This window comes from Corynebacterium sp. H78 (assembly GCF_037572275.1).
Classification (GTDB): Bacteria; Actinomycetota; Actinomycetes; order Mycobacteriales; family Mycobacteriaceae; genus Corynebacterium.
The window spans coordinates 261,920-277,300 of record NZ_JBBHKX010000003.1 but is presented as its reverse complement, the minus strand read 5'-3'; the positions used below and the strand labels follow the sequence as shown (position 1 = coordinate 277,300).

The 15,381-nt window shown below is 58.0% G+C and carries 15 protein-coding genes and 2 tRNA genes; 6 read left to right on the top strand and 11 right to left on the bottom strand.

What is annotated here, in order from left to right:
- Position 1: 1 nt before the first annotated feature.
- Positions 2 to 385, top strand: a complete 384-nt coding sequence (locus WG934_RS07790) for an acyl carrier protein (RefSeq protein ID WP_339979556.1) — start codon at positions 2 to 4, stop codon at positions 383 to 385.
- A 62-nt stretch (positions 386 to 447) separates the two neighbouring features.
- On the opposite strand, the gene WG934_RS07785 is transcribed toward WG934_RS07790, so the two are convergent.
- Positions 448 to 1,056 (bottom strand): DUF3145 family protein, encoded by a 609-nt coding sequence (locus tag WG934_RS07785; RefSeq protein WP_339989573.1) that lies wholly within the window; start codon positions 1,054 to 1,056, stop codon positions 448 to 450.
- A 237-nt stretch (positions 1,057 to 1,293) separates the two neighbouring features.
- On the bottom strand, positions 1,294 to 2,163 hold the full coding sequence (locus tag WG934_RS07780) for a serine hydrolase domain-containing protein (protein ID WP_339979551.1): 870 nt from the start codon (positions 2,161 to 2,163) through the stop codon (positions 1,294 to 1,296).
- A gap of 162 nt (positions 2,164 to 2,325) precedes the next feature.
- On the opposite strand from WG934_RS07780, the gene WG934_RS07775 reads away from it, so the two are divergent.
- Both WG934_RS07775 and WG934_RS07770 read left to right on the top strand, forming a co-directional pair.
- Positions 2,326 to 2,399 (top strand) — tRNA-Ile (locus WG934_RS07775).
- A 73-nt stretch (positions 2,400 to 2,472) separates the two neighbouring features.
- On the top strand, positions 2,473 to 3,600 hold the full coding sequence (locus tag WG934_RS07770) for a PfkB family carbohydrate kinase (RefSeq protein ID WP_339989571.1): 1,128 nt from the start codon (positions 2,473 to 2,475) through the stop codon (positions 3,598 to 3,600).
- On the opposite strand, the gene WG934_RS07765 is transcribed toward WG934_RS07770, so the two are convergent.
- The 3 genes from WG934_RS07765 to WG934_RS07755 all read right to left on the bottom strand — a co-directional run bounded on the left by WG934_RS07765 (position 3,597) and on the right by WG934_RS07755 (position 7,309).
- A complete protein-coding gene (locus tag WG934_RS07765) occupies positions 3,597 to 4,901 on the bottom strand; it encodes a PhoH family protein (protein WP_339979546.1) in 1,305 nt (434 codons plus the stop codon). The genes WG934_RS07770 and WG934_RS07765 overlap by 4 nt on opposite strands.
- 207 nt (positions 4,902 to 5,108) lie before the next feature.
- Positions 5,109 to 6,539 (bottom strand): FtsX-like permease family protein, encoded by a 1,431-nt coding sequence (locus tag WG934_RS07760; RefSeq protein ID WP_339989569.1) that lies wholly within the window; start codon positions 6,537 to 6,539, stop codon positions 5,109 to 5,111.
- Positions 6,540 to 6,541: 2 nt separating this feature from the next.
- Positions 6,542 to 7,309 carry an ABC transporter ATP-binding protein gene (locus WG934_RS07755; RefSeq protein WP_339989567.1) on the bottom strand — a complete coding sequence of 256 codons (768 nt, stop codon included), beginning with the start codon at positions 7,307 to 7,309 and terminating at the stop codon, positions 6,542 to 6,544.
- A gap of 280 nt (positions 7,310 to 7,589) precedes the next feature.
- Between WG934_RS07755 and WG934_RS07750 the strand changes: the two genes are divergently transcribed.
- Positions 7,590 to 8,336 (top strand): sensor histidine kinase, encoded by a 747-nt coding sequence (locus tag WG934_RS07750; protein ID WP_339989637.1) that lies wholly within the window; start codon positions 7,590 to 7,592, stop codon positions 8,334 to 8,336.
- Positions 8,333 to 9,007: a response regulator transcription factor gene (locus tag WG934_RS07745; RefSeq protein WP_339989565.1), complete on the top strand. Its 675-nt coding sequence runs from the start codon at positions 8,333 to 8,335 to the stop codon at positions 9,005 to 9,007. The genes WG934_RS07750 and WG934_RS07745 overlap by 4 nt, the downstream gene beginning before the upstream one ends.
- Here WG934_RS07745 and WG934_RS07740 read toward each other — a convergent pair.
- From WG934_RS07740 to dnaG, 5 genes are all read right to left on the bottom strand, one after another.
- The gene (locus WG934_RS07740) at positions 9,004 to 9,993 is read right to left on the bottom strand and encodes an ADP-ribosylglycohydrolase family protein (protein ID WP_339989563.1); all 990 of its coding nucleotides are present in this window, start codon (positions 9,991 to 9,993) and stop codon (positions 9,004 to 9,006) included. The genes WG934_RS07745 and WG934_RS07740 overlap by 4 nt on opposite strands.
- 114 nt (positions 9,994 to 10,107) lie before the next feature.
- Entirely contained in the window at positions 10,108 to 10,560 is a 453-nt protein-coding gene (locus tag WG934_RS07735; RefSeq protein WP_339989561.1) for a DUF4442 domain-containing protein, read from the bottom strand.
- A 52-nt stretch (positions 10,561 to 10,612) separates the two neighbouring features.
- Positions 10,613 to 11,113: a hypothetical protein gene (locus WG934_RS07730; RefSeq protein WP_339989560.1), complete on the bottom strand. Its 501-nt coding sequence runs from the start codon at positions 11,111 to 11,113 to the stop codon at positions 10,613 to 10,615.
- Positions 11,114 to 11,199: 86 nt separating this feature from the next.
- A tRNA-Asn gene (locus WG934_RS07725) sits at positions 11,200 to 11,271 on the bottom strand.
- A gap of 176 nt (positions 11,272 to 11,447) precedes the next feature.
- Positions 11,448 to 13,418 (bottom strand): DNA primase, encoded by a 1,971-nt coding sequence (gene dnaG / locus WG934_RS07720; protein WP_339989558.1) that lies wholly within the window; start codon positions 13,416 to 13,418, stop codon positions 11,448 to 11,450.
- A 97-nt stretch (positions 13,419 to 13,515) separates the two neighbouring features.
- Here dnaG and WG934_RS07715 point away from each other — a divergent pair, with 97 nt between their 5' ends.
- Entirely contained in the window at positions 13,516 to 14,058 is a 543-nt protein-coding gene (locus tag WG934_RS07715; protein WP_339979527.1) for a ribonuclease domain-containing protein, read from the top strand.
- Between the two features lie 38 nt (positions 14,059 to 14,096).
- Here the strand turns inward: WG934_RS07715 and WG934_RS07710 are convergent, their stop codons facing one another.
- Complete coding sequence (locus WG934_RS07710) at positions 14,097 to 15,380, bottom strand: deoxyguanosinetriphosphate triphosphohydrolase (RefSeq protein WP_339989635.1); 1,284 nt, start codon at positions 15,378 to 15,380, stop codon at positions 14,097 to 14,099.
- Position 15,381 lies beyond the last annotated feature (1 nt).

Sequence of the window (15,381 nt, the reverse complement as noted above, 5' to 3'; positions counted from 1 at the left end):
CATGACTCGCAGTTTGAGCGAAGCCCTTGGAGCTCTGCTTTCCGACGACGCCACCACCACTTCATCAAAGAAGAAAGGTGGCGCGTCGGGTGCTTCGGCATCGGATCAGCCTAAGGACCGCAAAGCTGCCGTCCGCGGTGATGTGACGGAGATCCTGCGTCGCGTCTCTGGCGGGTTTGGCGATGAGTCCGCCGACGGTGAGGATGCCCCACCACCGGCACTGGATGCACCACTGGCCAGTTTTGGCCTAGATCGCCTCGGTGTCATCGAGTTAGCGGTCCGGTGTGAGGAAGAGATCGGCGTGCGCGTCGAAGATGACGATATCGCTGGTTTCACCACTCTTGGCGACGTCGTCACGTATCTCACTGACCGTATTGAGGACTAGCTCGGCGATTGACCGATTGGCGAACTTGGCGCACTCTGCCAGCGTGATTGCGGCAGAGCGCGCTACATGACTGCGCGGGTATCCCTGATGTCGCGGACGTTGTCGAGATGAACGACGTCGCAGGGTGCAATGATCCACTCGTCGTCGGCATAGCCGGCGGTTCCGGGGCGTAGGGCTTCCAAATGCTGATCCCACGGGCCGCCGAGCGCTTCATCCATGGCTTCAGTCATGGCAGCGCTATCCCCTGCGTGGCGCCGCATGATCGACCGAATCGTGTTTTCGTTCAGAACGACGTTGCCGATGTCGTCCGTGACAGCCGCGTACATGCCTAGTTCCGGCACGCGGCAGTAGCGCGCGCCGTTGCCACCAATCGGTGCGTCGACAGCTAGCTCGAAAGTCAGGTCTGGCCAGCGTTCCAAATCGCTAACAAGTTGTTCTGCAGCGCCGGGTTGTGCGCGCCAACTGAGTTCGGCGCAGATTCGACGGTGACTGTCGTGTGGACGATGGCTGTTGTGTGGATTGTCCGGACGGACACGCCACATTGCTCGTTCTGGTCGCAATCCTTCAGGCGTGGTGAAACCAGCCCGAGCGATTGCCCAGACGAGATGTGGCTGCAGAGCCTGCGGAGCCGAGTGGATCCACAGAACTCCCGTGCACGCGTGTTCGCGCATGACAAATACCTGTGTGGGTCGATGGAAAGACACTCGCGCTGACACCTGCACACGAGGAAACTCACGCACAGGCCAGCAGCGGATGTCTTAAGACGAGGCTCGTCTTCCCCTTACGTCCTCGTTCCGAACCATCACACTGTTGTGATTTATGTTCCATAGTGTGGCCCGTGTTGCAGGACGCGACAACCCTAAAGTGCTGCTTGATTCCCCCATTCATTCAAGCAACACTTGAAGGTTTTAGGAGTCAAGCGCCTGCCACAGCGCATCATTGAACTCAGTCCACAATGGCTTCGCCCAGTCACCGAATGGGCGCTCGGTGAGCACGATTGCCGCTCGCCCTGTCGCCTTATGCAGCCACACGAATGTTCCAGCCTGCCCGAAGTGACCCACAGTGTCGCCCGGCATATCCGCGCCAAACCACAATCCGCCACGGGATTCCGGCTGGGAGTAAATCTGAAAACCCAGCCCCCAATCAGCCGGCTTCTGCAGGCCATAGCCGGGCACAACACCATTAAGACCTGGGAACTGCACCGTCAGTGCTTCATCGACCGTCGCCGGATCAAGCAGCGTTGGCTCCAGAATTTCGTCCACAAAGTTCATTAAGTCAACAACGTTGCCTTCACCCGCATGCCCGGCAGAACCATGCAGCGCGGACGATTCCATTCCCAACGGCTCAAACGTCGCCAAGCGGAGGTACTCCGAGAAGCTCATTTCGGTTTCAGCAGCGATTGCATCGGCCACCACATCAAAACCTGCCGACGAATATAGCCGACGCTCTCCCACAGGCTTCTCTGGCTTCGGCGATGCGAAGCCAACGCCGGAGGCATGCGACAAGTAGTGACGAACAGTCGCCCCCTCCGGGCCGCGCGGCGACAGATCCGTATCCAGGTCGAACACGCCCTCTTCATACGCCACCAACATCGCGTGCGCACTCAGCAATTTGGTCACCGAAGCCAGACCATAGCGGTCCCTAATATCACCGTGCGTAATCCACTCGCCGGAGCCATCGCGCACAGCTCCTGCCACACGCGGGACCGGCCAATTATCAATGGAACTCAACACAGAAAGGACTGAATCAGCTGGAGTTACTTCTTGCGATGACGTCATGCCTTCACCCTAGCGAGTTCACCGGATCACGGCTGTCGAGGCATTTTTCGACCGCAATTCATAAGCAAAAACCGCCCCTTGGTAGCATGTTCCTGCGCGCTTCACGACGGTCGCTGCTGGGTGTTTACCGCCCAACTGTCCGGCTTTTGTGGGGATCGCGATGCCCCTATAGCTCAGTCGGTTAGAGCCGCGGACTCATAATCCGCTGGTCGCAGGTTCGAGCCCTGCTGGGGGCACTTTTTTGCGCTCTTCCCCCGCCTCACCCGTTTTCGAACACGTGGGTCCGGCGATCGTGGCAGAGTATGAGTTATGGCTCAGAATATTTCGGGTACAAATCCGACTGTTGTTGTGTGCGGTTCTATTCACCAAGACACGATGGTGTCCATTGACACGTTTCCAGAGCCCGGCCAGACCATGATTGTCAACGAAGGCGTAAAAGCCCTCGGCGGCAAGGGCGCTAACCAGGCTGTTGCAGCTGCGCTCGCAGAGGCTCAAACCAAAATCCTTGGCACTGTCGGTGAAGACATTGCTGCTGACGAAGTCCTAGCGGAACTGACTGCGAAGGGCGTCGATGTCCATGCGGTACAAACGACGTGGGATCGCCCCACTGGCACCGCGTTTATCGCATCCGAGCGCGAAGGCGCCCCACGCATCTTTGTGCAGCGCGGTGCGAATATGGAGACTGACCCGACAGACTTCGCCGATGACATCGCGAAAGCTAACGTTCTACTGTCCCAGGGTGAGCTGATGCCCGAGGCAATCGAGACTCTTGCCTCTCTGGCGAGCCTCAGCGGTACCCGGTTTGTGTTGAATTTGTCGCCGGTGACCGTCGCAACCCCAACGCTGATTGACAATGCAGATCCGCTTGTCGTGAACACCCGGTGTTTGTGGGAAGTGTTGTTGGAACTCGATCTGACCACTGGCATTCGTCGTGGGGATCTCTCCACACAGATCGATGCGCTTCTGCAGTACGCCCCTTCTATTGTGGTGACGCTGTCCGACAAGGGCTGTGTTTACTCTGAAGCAGAAGTAGACGGCGGTGATGGAAAGCTCTGGTACCAACCAGCAGTGACCGTTCCGGCTGATGAGGTCATCGACGGCACGGGTTCAGGCGATGCCTTCTCGGGCACTCTCGCCGCTGAACTAGCTCGTGGCTCCAGCTTGCAGGAGGCCGTTGAGTTGGCTGTGTGCGCGGGCTCGCAGGCCGTGCGCTCACTGGGCGCGACATCCTCGTACGTCGAACTTCCTGTGCTGAAACGCATGGTCGCAGAGAATGTTCTGCCTGAGCGCATTGAGTACGTGGACTCGTCGACAGTTGCGGACTTCGTCGATACGTTGAGCGAAAAGCAAGAAGCTGGCGAGCGACGCAAGCGCGCCGCAACATCCAGCTTCGCTGCCATCCAGGTGGAAAACCTGGACGGCGACTCAGGCAACTAGCCCTGTTCTAACAGGTCGGTGACCAGCTCGGCAATACGCGAGCGCTCCGACCTCTTGAGGGTCACGTGTGCAAATAGCTCGTGGCCCTTCAGCTTTTCGATAACCGCCTGCACACCATCATGCCGGCCAACGCGCAGGTTATCGCGCTGCGCCACATCGTGTGTCAGCACTACGCGAGAGTTCTTGCCCAGTCGCGACAGCACGGTGAGCAAGACGTTGCGTTCCAGCGACTGCGCTTCGTCGACGATCACGAAACTATCGTGCAAACTGCGACCACGGATGTGCGTCAGCGGCAAAACTTCAAGCATGTCGCGGGCCTGAATTTCCTCCATGACGTTGTCGCTGACAATGCCTTCCAGGGTGTCGTACACTGCCTGCGCCCATGGATTCATCTTCTCGTTTTCCGAACCAGGCAGGTAGCCCAAGTTCTGCCCACCCACGGCATACAGCGGACGGAAGACAACAATCTTGCGATGCAGACCATGCTCCAGCACAGCCTCCAACCCAGCACACAACGCCAGCGCTGACTTACCAGTACCCGCACGTCCGCCGAGTGAGACAATGCCCACGGAGTCGTCGAGAAGTAGGTCCAACGCAATGCGCTGTTCTGCAGAGCGTCCGCGCACACCGAATGCTTCGAGCTCGCCACGAACAAGCTTGACGACGCCATCCTTGCCCAAGCGGCCAAGCGCAGATTGGCTACCTGCGGTCAATTGCACACCGCAGTGGATGGGCAGCTCGGCGACAATTTCACCATCGGTGGTCTGTTCTTCGCTGAGGTCGACGAAACCGTTGCGGTACAGCGTGTCGATGGTGTCAGCGCCGGTTTCTACATGAACGAAACCGGAGTAGCCAGTGAGCACGACATCCTGAGCATGGTATTCATCTGCGGGCAGGCCGACGGCACCGGCCTTGACGCGGAGTGGAATGTCTTTCGTCACCAGCACGGTGTCGTGCCCCTCTGACTGCAAGTTCAAAGCACACGTCAGAATACGGTGATCGTTGGTGTCGTTTCGGAATCCCGCGGGCAGGATTGATGGGTCGGAATGATTGAGCTCGATATGCAAAAACCCGCCTTCATTATTGGCGGGTACTGGTTGATCGAGACGTCCGTGCTGGTAGCGCAGCTCTTCCAGATGACGCAGGGCGGTTCGTGCAAACCAGCCGAGCTCTGGGTGGTGTCGCTTGGCCTCAAGTTCACTCACCACAACGAGTGGCAGAACAATCGTGTGTTCTGCGAACTTGCGGAGTGCATGAGGGTCGGACAGCAACACCGAGGTGTCCAATACATAGGTTCGCAAGGTTGACTCCTAGTGGGTTGCTCCTGGTGAGCAGCCCGTTTGGGGTGTAGCTGACAACTTCCCCTTGCCAGCTAGCTCCCAGCGTAGGTGTCGGAGGTGTAAATCACGTTGGTGTGAGATGAATTCCGGGTAAACGTGGTGACTATTTCATTACGGCGAACACCGTTTCGCGCCACGTCCCCGGAACGCACAGGTTAATCGCTGTGGCTAATCGTTACGACGAACCTGTCGGCCAATAATTTGCTTCCGCAGCGGATCGACTGCTGCTGTCATTAGTGTCGCGATCACGATGCTGGCGAGGAATATGCCGATGATAACGACGCTACGCATGGTGAACGTGTCTTCGGCGAACTGACCGAATGTGAGGTAACCAATGCTGTACCCGAAGGCAAAGCCGAGTGCGCCCATCACGAGCATCGGCACAAAGATCTGCTGGATGGCCACGCTGCGGTGGAACGCAAACGGCGTACCAATGAAGTCCAGCGCCCGGGTTAGCGGTGCTTGTTCATACACGGTCGAGGCTTGGTTCAGCAGCGTCGACATCAGCATGATGATGAATCCGACAATGAACGTAATTGCCACACCTGGGACCAAATCGCGCTGGATCGCGAGATCACCGAACTGTTCATCACCGTCCATCGGCATCAAAGTGATGTAGCCCAGCAAAACACCCAGGAATGTCATTGCGCTGACGCGACGCCATGCCTCTTTGCCATTCGTTGCCACTCGACGAGTCGCTACAAAAGCAGTCTTGCCAGGCACAATGCGAGATACCCATGCAAGTACCTGCAGCATGAATGGCGCGATGATATTGACAGAGCTGACCATGACAAACAGTACGAGAGCCAAAAAGACGAAGCCGAAAATCTCCGAAGAGGCGAGCTCTGCCGATGGGTCGAAAGTGTTGACGTACATGACACCTGCGCCAACGATGACCGCAAAGGCAATGACCCGCCACCACTTCAATGCCTTTGGAATATCACGCTTGGACACGCCCAAAGGTGTCACCAATACTCGCTTCAAACCAATAACCGATGCCACCAGTGCCAGCAGCATGACGATGAACCACACAACTGGGTAGCCCCACCACGGCAATAGGACTTCCCACGTGGAAATGCGTACGTCCTGGAAAGTTAGCAAGGCCCAGAATGGGGCTGTTGCGACAGACAAGATGGTGCCGAGTGCGATTCCGAGCAGCGCCTGTCCGGCTGTCTCCACCATGGTCATGCGGGTTACGGCACCGTTGGAAAGGCCTAAAAGGCGGAGCGTCGCCAAGCGTTGTTCCCTTCCGGATGCGCCCAACACAGCCGACTGCGCAATCAGGGACATGGTTGTGGGGATGACGAACACGCAGGCGACGAGCGCGAGAAAGACGTAGAACTCCAAGACGCCTTGTGATTTGAGTGGCTCGAGTTCTGGGATGGGATCGCGCCACCGTTCGACAAACATCCATGTTCCACCGGCGACAATCATGATCGCCCAGGTGCTCACGGTGACTGCGAGAACGGCGAGAGTAGACAACCAGCGGCTTCCGGTCTTACTTTCGCGGCCAGCGCGTTGGAAGGAGACACCGAGATCAACGAGAGCTTTAGTTGGGATGCGCGTGACATCAGTTCGAGTGAGCTGAGCTGTTGTCATGCCTAGTTCACCCTTTCGGCTGAACGGCTGTTGAGTACGCTGCGGGCGCCCGCTCCGGCGAGCATCCGATCGTCGTGAATAATGCCGTCACGGATCTCCACCCGACGTTGGCACCAGTTGGCAACCTTCGCGTCGTGCGTCACCATAATCAGTGTGGAACCAGCCTGTTCCACGACGGCGATGAGTTGCTGCATCACTTCGTGGCCGGTCTGCTGATCGAGGGCACCTGTTGGCTCGTCGGCAAAGATCACTTGTGGCTTCGTAGCGATGGCGCGGGCAATAGCGACGCGCTGCGCTTGGCCACCAGACATCTTGCCGGGACGACGCCCAAGCAAATCGCCGAGGCCAAGGCGGGTCAGCATATCGTCGGCAGCTTTCAGCGCGGCTCCCCTGGGCTCACCTCGCAGAATTGCTGGCAATGCAACATTTTCGCGTGCGGTCAGTTCAGGCAGTAGCTGTCCGTCCTGGAAAACGAAGCCGAATTTGTTTAAGCGAAGCGCCGACCGCTTAGCGTCGCTGAGGTAGCTGATGTTGGTGTCCCCGAGGAAGACTTTGCCCGCATCTGGAACGAGGACTCCGGACATGCAATGCAGCAGTGTGGACTTGCCGGAGCCGGATGGGCCCATGATGGCGACAGTCTCGCCGGGTTGGATGGTCAGCGAGATGCCAGTCAGTACTGGCGAGTTGTTGAACGACTTTGTGATGTCCTGCAGAACCACGGCGCCTGCCCCAGTCGCGCCCTGGTTTCGTGTTGTTGTTTCTGTGCTCATGTTCCCTATTTCACCTGTTCGCACAGCGTAAAACGACAGTGCTAGAAACCAACTTACGGTAGTGCTGGCACTACCCTCCTACTTCGCGACGGACTATCGTGCTCTTGTTGAACTTCGTATCATGGCGACTATGAAGTCATTGCGGGAGTTGCTGGGCTGGGGTCGTCAGCACGATCGCTATTCCGACGATGCGCCGTCCCGTGGTTCGTTGCCTCGCAATTCGCTCTCTCGCAAGTCGCTGAGTCGCGACCGTCTTCCATCAGGGACGACGTACGAGGAGATGGCGGTCGCCCGAATCGCAGAGCTGACCGAGTCCCGGCGCTCTATCGCTCAGGCCTACGAAGTTGAGCGTCGCCGCATCGAAAATGATCTCCACGATGGTGCACAGCAGTACTTCGTCGCCGCTGCATTGAAACTCGGAGAGGCCGAACTCGAAGCCATGGATACCGGCAACGATGAGCTGATGTCACTCATTGCAGAGACTCGCGCGCGATTGGAAGAAGGCCTTACTGCTTTACGACGCACCGTTCACGGCATCCACCCACAAGTTCTGCGGGATCGCGGACTGGCAGCTGCGCTTGAAGAGGTCGCCGAGGGATACGGCCCGCATGTGACGGTGCAGTGCCCGCATCCGTTGCCGACAATCGACCCCAATGTGCTGGCCGCGGCCTATTTCTTTGCCACAGAGTCTCTGACGAATGCAGCAAAGCACGCCCCTGATGCACCAGTGTCAGTGCTGCTAACTAGCGATGACCGGTTACATATTTCAGTGATGGATCAAGGCCCGGGTGGTGCCAAGGTGGTGCGCGGACATGGCATATCCGGCATGACTGAACGGCTCGCAGCTTTCGATGGAGAGGTAACCATCGACTCGCCTGTTGGTGGCCCAACGCGGATTGCTGCCAAAATTCCACTGCTGTTGAATCGCGGCGAGAGTGGCATCGCCGATGGCGCTGGTGGCAGGGACGATACCGACCGTGCCACCACAGGCAGCGCTACCCCGCCAACCCCAGGAGAATCCCAGTGAAAATCATTATCGCCGATGATTCAGCGCTACTGAGGGAGGGCGTTGCGGGGCTCGTCGAAAAGCGCGGCCATGAGGTTTTAGCCAAGGTTGACTCTGCGAATGCCCTCGTCGAGGCAGTTGATTCCGCGTGGGAGGCGACGGGGACGTTGCCGGATTTGGTGATTACCGATGTGCGGATGCCGCCAACAATGCAGGACGATGGTTTGCGTGCTGCAGTGGAGCTGCGTGAAACGTACCCGGATTTGAATGTGCTGGTGCTATCGCAGTACGTTGCGCCGGCGTATGCACGTGAGTTGTTTTCGGGCGATAAAAACCGTGCGGGAACTGGCTATTTGTTGAAAGACAGGGTTTCGCACGTCATTGATTTTCTTGGCTCCCTCGACGTGGTCGCGGGCGGTGGCGTGGTCATTGACCCTGATGTGGCGACGGCGCTGATGCGGTCAGGTCATTCCGGGTTGGCAGAGCTCACGGCGCGTGAGCGTGAGGTACTCGAACTCATGGCTCGAGGGTTGTCGAATACGCAGATCGCAGAGACGTTGGTGTTGTCAGCGGCGAGTGTGGCGAAGCATGTGTCCAATATTTTTGTGAAGCTTCGTCTGCAGCCTGGCGAAGAAAATCGCCGTGTGCGGGCAATCCTGGAGTATCTGACGGAGACAACTGGGCAGATTTAGTGCCCCACCAACCGCGCCGCTAGCCCGCGTAGGTCATGCGCCCAGAACACCTCGGGCAGCTCTGGCTCCGCGTTGAGGACGGTGTCCACCCATTCGCGAGGCCACACGGATTCTCCCCCAACCGCTCCGACGAGCGCACCCGTAATCGCCGCGTTGGTGTCGGTGTCACCGCCGAAGCCGATTGCCTCGACAACAGCTTCTGCCGGTGTCAGCGTTCCCTCGGCGACAGCTTTGAGCTTTGCGACGGCCAGCCCCAACGCCAACCTGACCCAACCAATGTGCTCGGCGTAGACGTCGTAGGTTCCGCGGAGACCGTCGTCAAGTGCACGGTTAATTTCGGGAGTCTGGGCGGTGTCGACCATGGCGTTGGTCGTGGCCTGCGGATCCCCGGTGCGGATTGCGGTTGCGATGCCGACGGTAAACGTGGCGTTGGCGTCGAGAACAACATGGTTCGGGTGCGTGAGCGCGGCTTCTTCGTGGGCGAAGGTGACAGCCTGCACGGTGGAGATATTGTCGCGTGCGCAGTAAATACCCAGTGGGCTTACTCGCATGACCGTGCCGTTGGCTTCGGAATGCGGGTTGAATCCTTCGCCGGAGAGGACCAGTTTGCAGGTATTACCGATGTCGATGGGGTTTGTGGAGTACCAGTACTGATAGCGGTTGAACACGTCTGCGGGATCAAAAGTACCGAGTGCGTCGATACTGCGGGCAAGCATCATGGCCATTTGAGAATCATCGGTGACTTGCCCTGGAATGCGTCCCCATGGATCCGGGATTGCCATGTCTCGAACGCCGTCTGGGAACTCGGCCTTGATTTGTTCTGCGGTTTTGAATTCAACTGGAGCGCCGAGTGCATCACCGATGAACTGACCGAGGAGGCATCCGCGGGCACGATCCAAGCGGGAAGCGTTGTTGTGCGCCGACGTCGACTGCTCGTTATTAGTTGCGCCAGTTGGCTTGCTGGCGCCTGTTCGATCAGTATTCACACCAGTACCTTTAATTGCCCCTCTATGACAAGCGTACGTACAAGCACAGTGTAAAGAGAGGGGTGACAAATTGCCTGCCGTGCGAAAGGCGGGCGTGTTTACGGGAGCCAGTGCCTAGCGCTTCTTCCGCCGGTAATAGACCTGCCGTCGCACTTTCGCGACCGTATCCCCTTCTTCATCGGTCACGGCAGTCTCGAACCAATGCAGGTACTTGTCACCGCCAGCGGTCTTTTCCTTGATGAGCTCATACGTCTCATCATCAATGCGCATGTCCGCCGAGATCGTTCCCCGCCCCGGTTTCACAAACTCAACTTCCGCTTTCACGTCCCACACGTTGTACTCGCGCCCGAGCCGAGCCATCGATGCCAGCATGTAAAACGGATCAGTCATCGACATAATCGTGCCACCAAACGCAGTCCCAACCGCATTTTGTGTGAACTTTCCAAGGCGATGCGTGACGACGACTCGTGAGCCATCATCAGCGAACTCCTTGACCTTGATTCCCGCCCCGAGGAACGGTGGCCAGAACTGCATGTACTTTTTCAATTGGTGTGGAGTGAAGGCCATCGCAGTGACTCCTGTGTGGGCTGGGACACAATTGGATATGTGTGTCAATATATCAATCGCCGTGATGGGTCGGAGCAGGTTTGAGTGAAAGTGCTTGTGAAGAATTTTGCTTGTGCCTGCCCAGGCCACGAGCAAAATCGGCGATCAGAACTGTTATCCAGCTGCCAACCAGGATGAGCATTGGGTGGACAAACACGACATACGCCACGATCAGGCCGTCTTGTCCGTCGGGCGGAGTCGTCGCAAAGACATAGACCATGAGTGCGGTTTGAAGCACAACGCAAGCGAGCGCGCCGACCAAGATGAGTGTCCACCGCCAGACCCGGACATAAGGCCAGCCGAGCAGGTGTGTAGCCAGACCAACGATCAGGGCGGGAATGATGATCGTCAGCGACCACACGATCACGCCTGAGGTGTAAGCGAGATTAGCGTCTGGCAAGAGGAACTGGCCGATCAACTCCCAAACCAGGGCTAACAGGAAGACGATGGAAAAAGCCGTCACCAGAGTTCGGGCGCGTGCACGAGGCCCCTCTTGAGGGATTAAAGAATCCATAATTTAACCATATTCACTGTTCGGACAATTTGCCCCCACACAACGAAAAAACCAGGCCGGGAAACTTCCCTGACCTGGTGTATTTGCTCCTCCAGCTGGACTCGAACCAGCAACCCTTCGATTAACAGTCGAATGCTCTGCCATTGAGCTATGGAGGAATGCGCTTTGCGTGTTCACACTGCTATGCGCGGTGTTCCCTTGCAACGACTCAGTACTTTACCTAGCACCCTTCAACGAAACAAATCCGCTGGTTAAACACCATATTTTCCCGACCAACACTGAGCGTTCAGCCATAAACACCCCGTCCCGAATTACAAGAATGAAAGTGAGTCACCTACTCCAGCGTCGGCACTTGCACAGCTTCCGCCAGCAACTCGCGGCGATACTCCTCCAACGCAAGGAGGTCGGCGAACAACTGTCGGTAACCGGCCTCATCGTCCGCTGGGCGCATCCGCGACAGCAGCGCTTTCACCTGAGCAATCTGATCGCCCACCCACACTTCCTGCAAGCGCGCCAGCACCGCGGAGGCATAGCCACGCAGCGCTTCGTAGTCCACATGAATTGGTTCGACGCCTAACTCGGTAACTAGACGACGCGCCATCGCATCCGACGTCCCCGCCGAAATATCGGCGACCCACTTCGCGCCGCCGACACCGTCAACGCCTGCGCCGCCAGCCGCAGCTACGCCACCCGCAGCAGCAGCCACACCGCCAGCAGCCTGAATAGCGTCGAAAACAGCCCGGTACGTCGGATGCCCAAATGTCTCTGGAGCGAGCGCATCAAAAACAGGGCCAGTAAGCACCGGTTCTTGAATCGCAAGTTTCAGCGCCTCACGCTGCGCATGCAACACGGGATCGCGCGGATTCGGATACGGCAAGGTCGGCTTCTGGGACCCGGCCCCGGCTCCAGCACCCGCCCGAGCGGACCCAGCTGATGCAGGGGTGCGTCGTAAAGCTTTCTTTGGATCGGCGGGTCGACGCGCCTCGTTGCGCACCCGCTGCACCAGCTCAGCTTCATCGTTCCAGCCGACCCAGCCGGCGACTTCGCGGGCATATTCATCTCGCAGAGAGGAATCGCGGATCTGCGCAATGACCGGAACCACGCGACGCAGCCCCTCAACGCGGCCATTCGCGGTGGTCAGGTCGAAGTCCTTCAACAACGTGCGCAGCACGAACTCGACCAGTGGCACTCGATTAGCCACGAGGTCACACACCGCTGCCTCGCCCTTTTCCATGCGCAGATCACACGGGTCCATGCCCTCCGGGGCGACCGCCACATACGACTGGCCGGTGAAATTCTGCTCACCTTCAAAAGCGCGCATGGCAGCCTTCTGCCCTGCTTCGTCTCCATCAAAGGTGTAAATCAGCTCGCCACGAAAGAAGCTGTCATCGAGCATCAGCCGGCGCAGCAGCTGCAAGTGCTCGTCGCCAAAAGCCGTGCCACACGACGCGACAGCGGTCGGCACACCAGCCGCGTGCATCGCCATCACATCGGTATAGCCCTCGACGATGACCGCCTGGTGCCCCTCCGCGATATGGCGCTTCGCCAGATCCAGGCCGAATAGGACCTTCGACTTCTTGTACAGCATCGTCTCAGGCGTATTCATGTATTTGCCGAGTTTGTCATCGTCAAAAAGCTTGCGCGCACCAAACCCGATCACATCACCGCTCATGTTGCGGATCGGCCAGAGCAGTCGCCGGTGGAAACGGTCAATCGGCCCCTGCCGACCCATCTTGCACAAGCCGGCCTTTTCCAACTCGTCGAAGCTGAAGCCTAGACGCTGTAAATGCTTGGTCAGCGTATCCCAACCAGCCGGCGCGTAACCACATCCGAATTGCTTGGCATGCTCCGGTGTGAACCCACGGTCTGCCAAGAACTTCCGCGCCGTCGCCGCATCCGGCGTGCCAAACTGCTCCGCATAGAACTTCTGCGCTTCACGATTCGCAGCGATCAATCGCTGCCTAGTACCAGGTTCTTCACGACGACCCGTGCCGCCACCTTCGTAGTTAATGCGGTATCCGATTTTCTCGGCGCATGCTTCCACGGCTTCCGGAAATGTGAGGTGTTCCATTTCCATGAGGAAGCTGAACACGTCGCCACCTTTGCCTGTGGAAAAGCAGTGGTAGTACCCATGATTCGGACGGACATGGAAACTCGGGGTGCGCTCGTCCTTGAAAGGCGACAATCCTTTGAGGGAATCTGCACCGCCAGGTTTGAGCTGAACGTAGTCACCCACGATCTCTTCGATCGGAGTGTTTTCGCGAATTGCAGCGATATCACTGTCCGGAATACGTCCCCTAGCCATGAGCACTACCTTAGCGCTATGCACGCGCCCTTTACTGCGGGCACCTGGCGAGGGGCAGATCGCGGAGCCAATCCGACCTTCATGAGAACATAGACTCATGGCTGAGAATTCGTGGAAGAAGATCGCTGGCGGCTTGGGTGCCGCAGCACTGGTTATTGCAGGTTCGTACTTTGGACTAGAGGGCACCGACTCCACAACATCGGGTAACACGGATACCTCTACCGACTCTGGTCAAAACGCAAACCAGACAACCGGCCAGCCAACAGGCAAAACCAAGGGCCAGGAAACGAACAAGCCGGCCAATGATAGGAAGTCGAATCAGCAGGGATCGTCGTCAAGCGATACCTGCCCAGTCACCGAGCTACCAGAAGAAGCAGACGAGGTCATCGACCGAATTCTCGCTGATCAAGACCATATTTACTCACAGCACGATGGCAAGCACTTCGGCAACTACGAGAATGTTCTGCCAAAGGAAAAGAGCAGCTACTACCGCGAATACACCGTGGAAACGCCAGGCATCAATCACCGCGGTGCGCGACGCATCGTGGTGGGCGGTGGCACCGAAGATGACCCAGATGTCTGGTACTACACCGACGATCACTTCGAAAGCTTCTGCGAAATTCCAGACGCAGAAGAATAGGCGCGGGTTTACAGAACTCGCGCCAGCCTAAGCCTCCATCAGCCCCAGGCCGCAGTGAATCCCGCGATGCGATGGTCTAGCTGTTCAACCTGCGACTCCGTCATCGACGCCAACTGATCCACGATGACGCGCAGTCGCCCAGCATCCGAATCCGCTTGCTCGTACAGCCACCGGAACATCGGATCAAGAGCGCCCGGCGCGCCTTCCTTTAAGTACTCGGCGACCCGGTGCAAGCGGTCGCGTTCACGATCTTGACGACGAAGATGCGCCGGCAAATCCATCACGTACAACACAGCGATGGTTTTGAGCATGGTGACTTCAGCGAGAATTGACGCAGGAACGGCAAGGTTAGCGTCATAGCGCCCCAGCGGCATATCCGTGTTCGCTGCCTTGCGGGTACCCGCCACCGATGCGGTAACGAAGCGACCAACCAGCTCCGAAGTCATCCGCTTCAAGGCGACATGAGCTTCGAAAGATCCATCGTAGGAAGCTGCGTGCGCCACGACAGGAAGCCCGGCCAGCCGCCCGGCTGCTTCCACCAGTTCGGCAGGGTCACCGCCAAATGCCTTGGCACCCTTGTCAGCGAGGTTCGACAACTCAACCATGTCCCACAGCACGCCGAGGTCAACGCGGCCCGACACGATGCCGTCTTCGACATCGTGCACCGAATAGGCCACGTCGTCAGCCCAGTCCATGATCTGAGCTTCCAAACACTGCTGACCATATGGAGCGCCCGAGCGAATCCACTGCAGAATCGGCGCATCTTCCATGTAGGCGCCGTACTTCGGGCGGAGATTACCCTCGCTGTCGTATGCAGTCCACGGGTATTTACACGCAGCATCAAGAGCAGCCCGTGTCAGATTCAAACCACACGGGTAGCCGGTATCGTCCAGGATTTTCGGTTCCAATCGGGTCAGAATGCGCAGCGTCTGCGCATTGCCCTCGAAACCACCGCAGCCTGCTGCGATCTCGTTCAACGCCCGCTCGCCGTTATGCCCATACGGCGGATGCCCAATATCGTGCGTCAACCCAGCCAACTCGGCGAGGTCCTGATCCGCACCCAAATCTCCCGCAATGCCACGCGCAATCTGCGCCACTTCCAACGAATGAGTCAGACGTGTTCGCGGCGTGTCCCCTTCCCGCGGACCGACGACCTGGGTCTTATCGGCGAGTCGTCGTAAAGCAGCTGAATGAAGCACGCGAGCGCGGTCTCGGGAAAAATCACCGCGATGAGCCTCCACCGATTCCGAACCAGGAAGTAAAGACTCTTTCTTACCTTCCTGCAAAATGCGCTCGAAATCGGACGGAGAATAGGCGAACAAA

Bases quoted from the DNA above. Each gene is read 5' to 3' on its own strand.
- WG934_RS07790 (WP_339979556.1), top strand. From the start codon at position 2: ATGACTCGCAGTTTGAGCGAAGCCCTTGGAGCTCTGCTTTCCGACGAC.
- WG934_RS07785 (WP_339989573.1), bottom strand. From the start codon at position 1,056: ATGCGCGAACACGCGTGCACGGGAGTTCTGTGGATCCACTCGGCTCCG.
- WG934_RS07780 (WP_339979551.1), bottom strand. From the start codon at position 2,163: ATGACGTCATCGCAAGAAGTAACTCCAGCTGATTCAGTCCTTTCTGTG.
- WG934_RS07770 (WP_339989571.1), top strand. From the start codon at position 2,473: ATGGCTCAGAATATTTCGGGTACAAATCCGACTGTTGTTGTGTGCGGT.
- WG934_RS07760 (WP_339989569.1), bottom strand. From the start codon at position 6,539: ATGACAACAGCTCAGCTCACTCGAACTGATGTCACGCGCATCCCAACT.
- WG934_RS07755 (WP_339989567.1), bottom strand. From the start codon at position 7,309: ATGAGCACAGAAACAACAACACGAAACCAGGGCGCGACTGGGGCAGGC.
- WG934_RS07750 (WP_339989637.1), top strand. From the start codon at position 7,590: ATGGCGGTCGCCCGAATCGCAGAGCTGACCGAGTCCCGGCGCTCTATC.
- WG934_RS07735 (WP_339989561.1), bottom strand. From the start codon at position 10,560: ATGGCCTTCACTCCACACCAATTGAAAAAGTACATGCAGTTCTGGCCA.
- WG934_RS07730 (WP_339989560.1), bottom strand. From the start codon at position 11,113: ATGGATTCTTTAATCCCTCAAGAGGGGCCTCGTGCACGCGCCCGAACT.
- dnaG (WP_339989558.1), bottom strand. From the start codon at position 13,418: ATGGCTAGGGGACGTATTCCGGACAGTGATATCGCTGCAATTCGCGAA.
- WG934_RS07715 (WP_339979527.1), top strand. From the start codon at position 13,516: ATGGCTGAGAATTCGTGGAAGAAGATCGCTGGCGGCTTGGGTGCCGCA.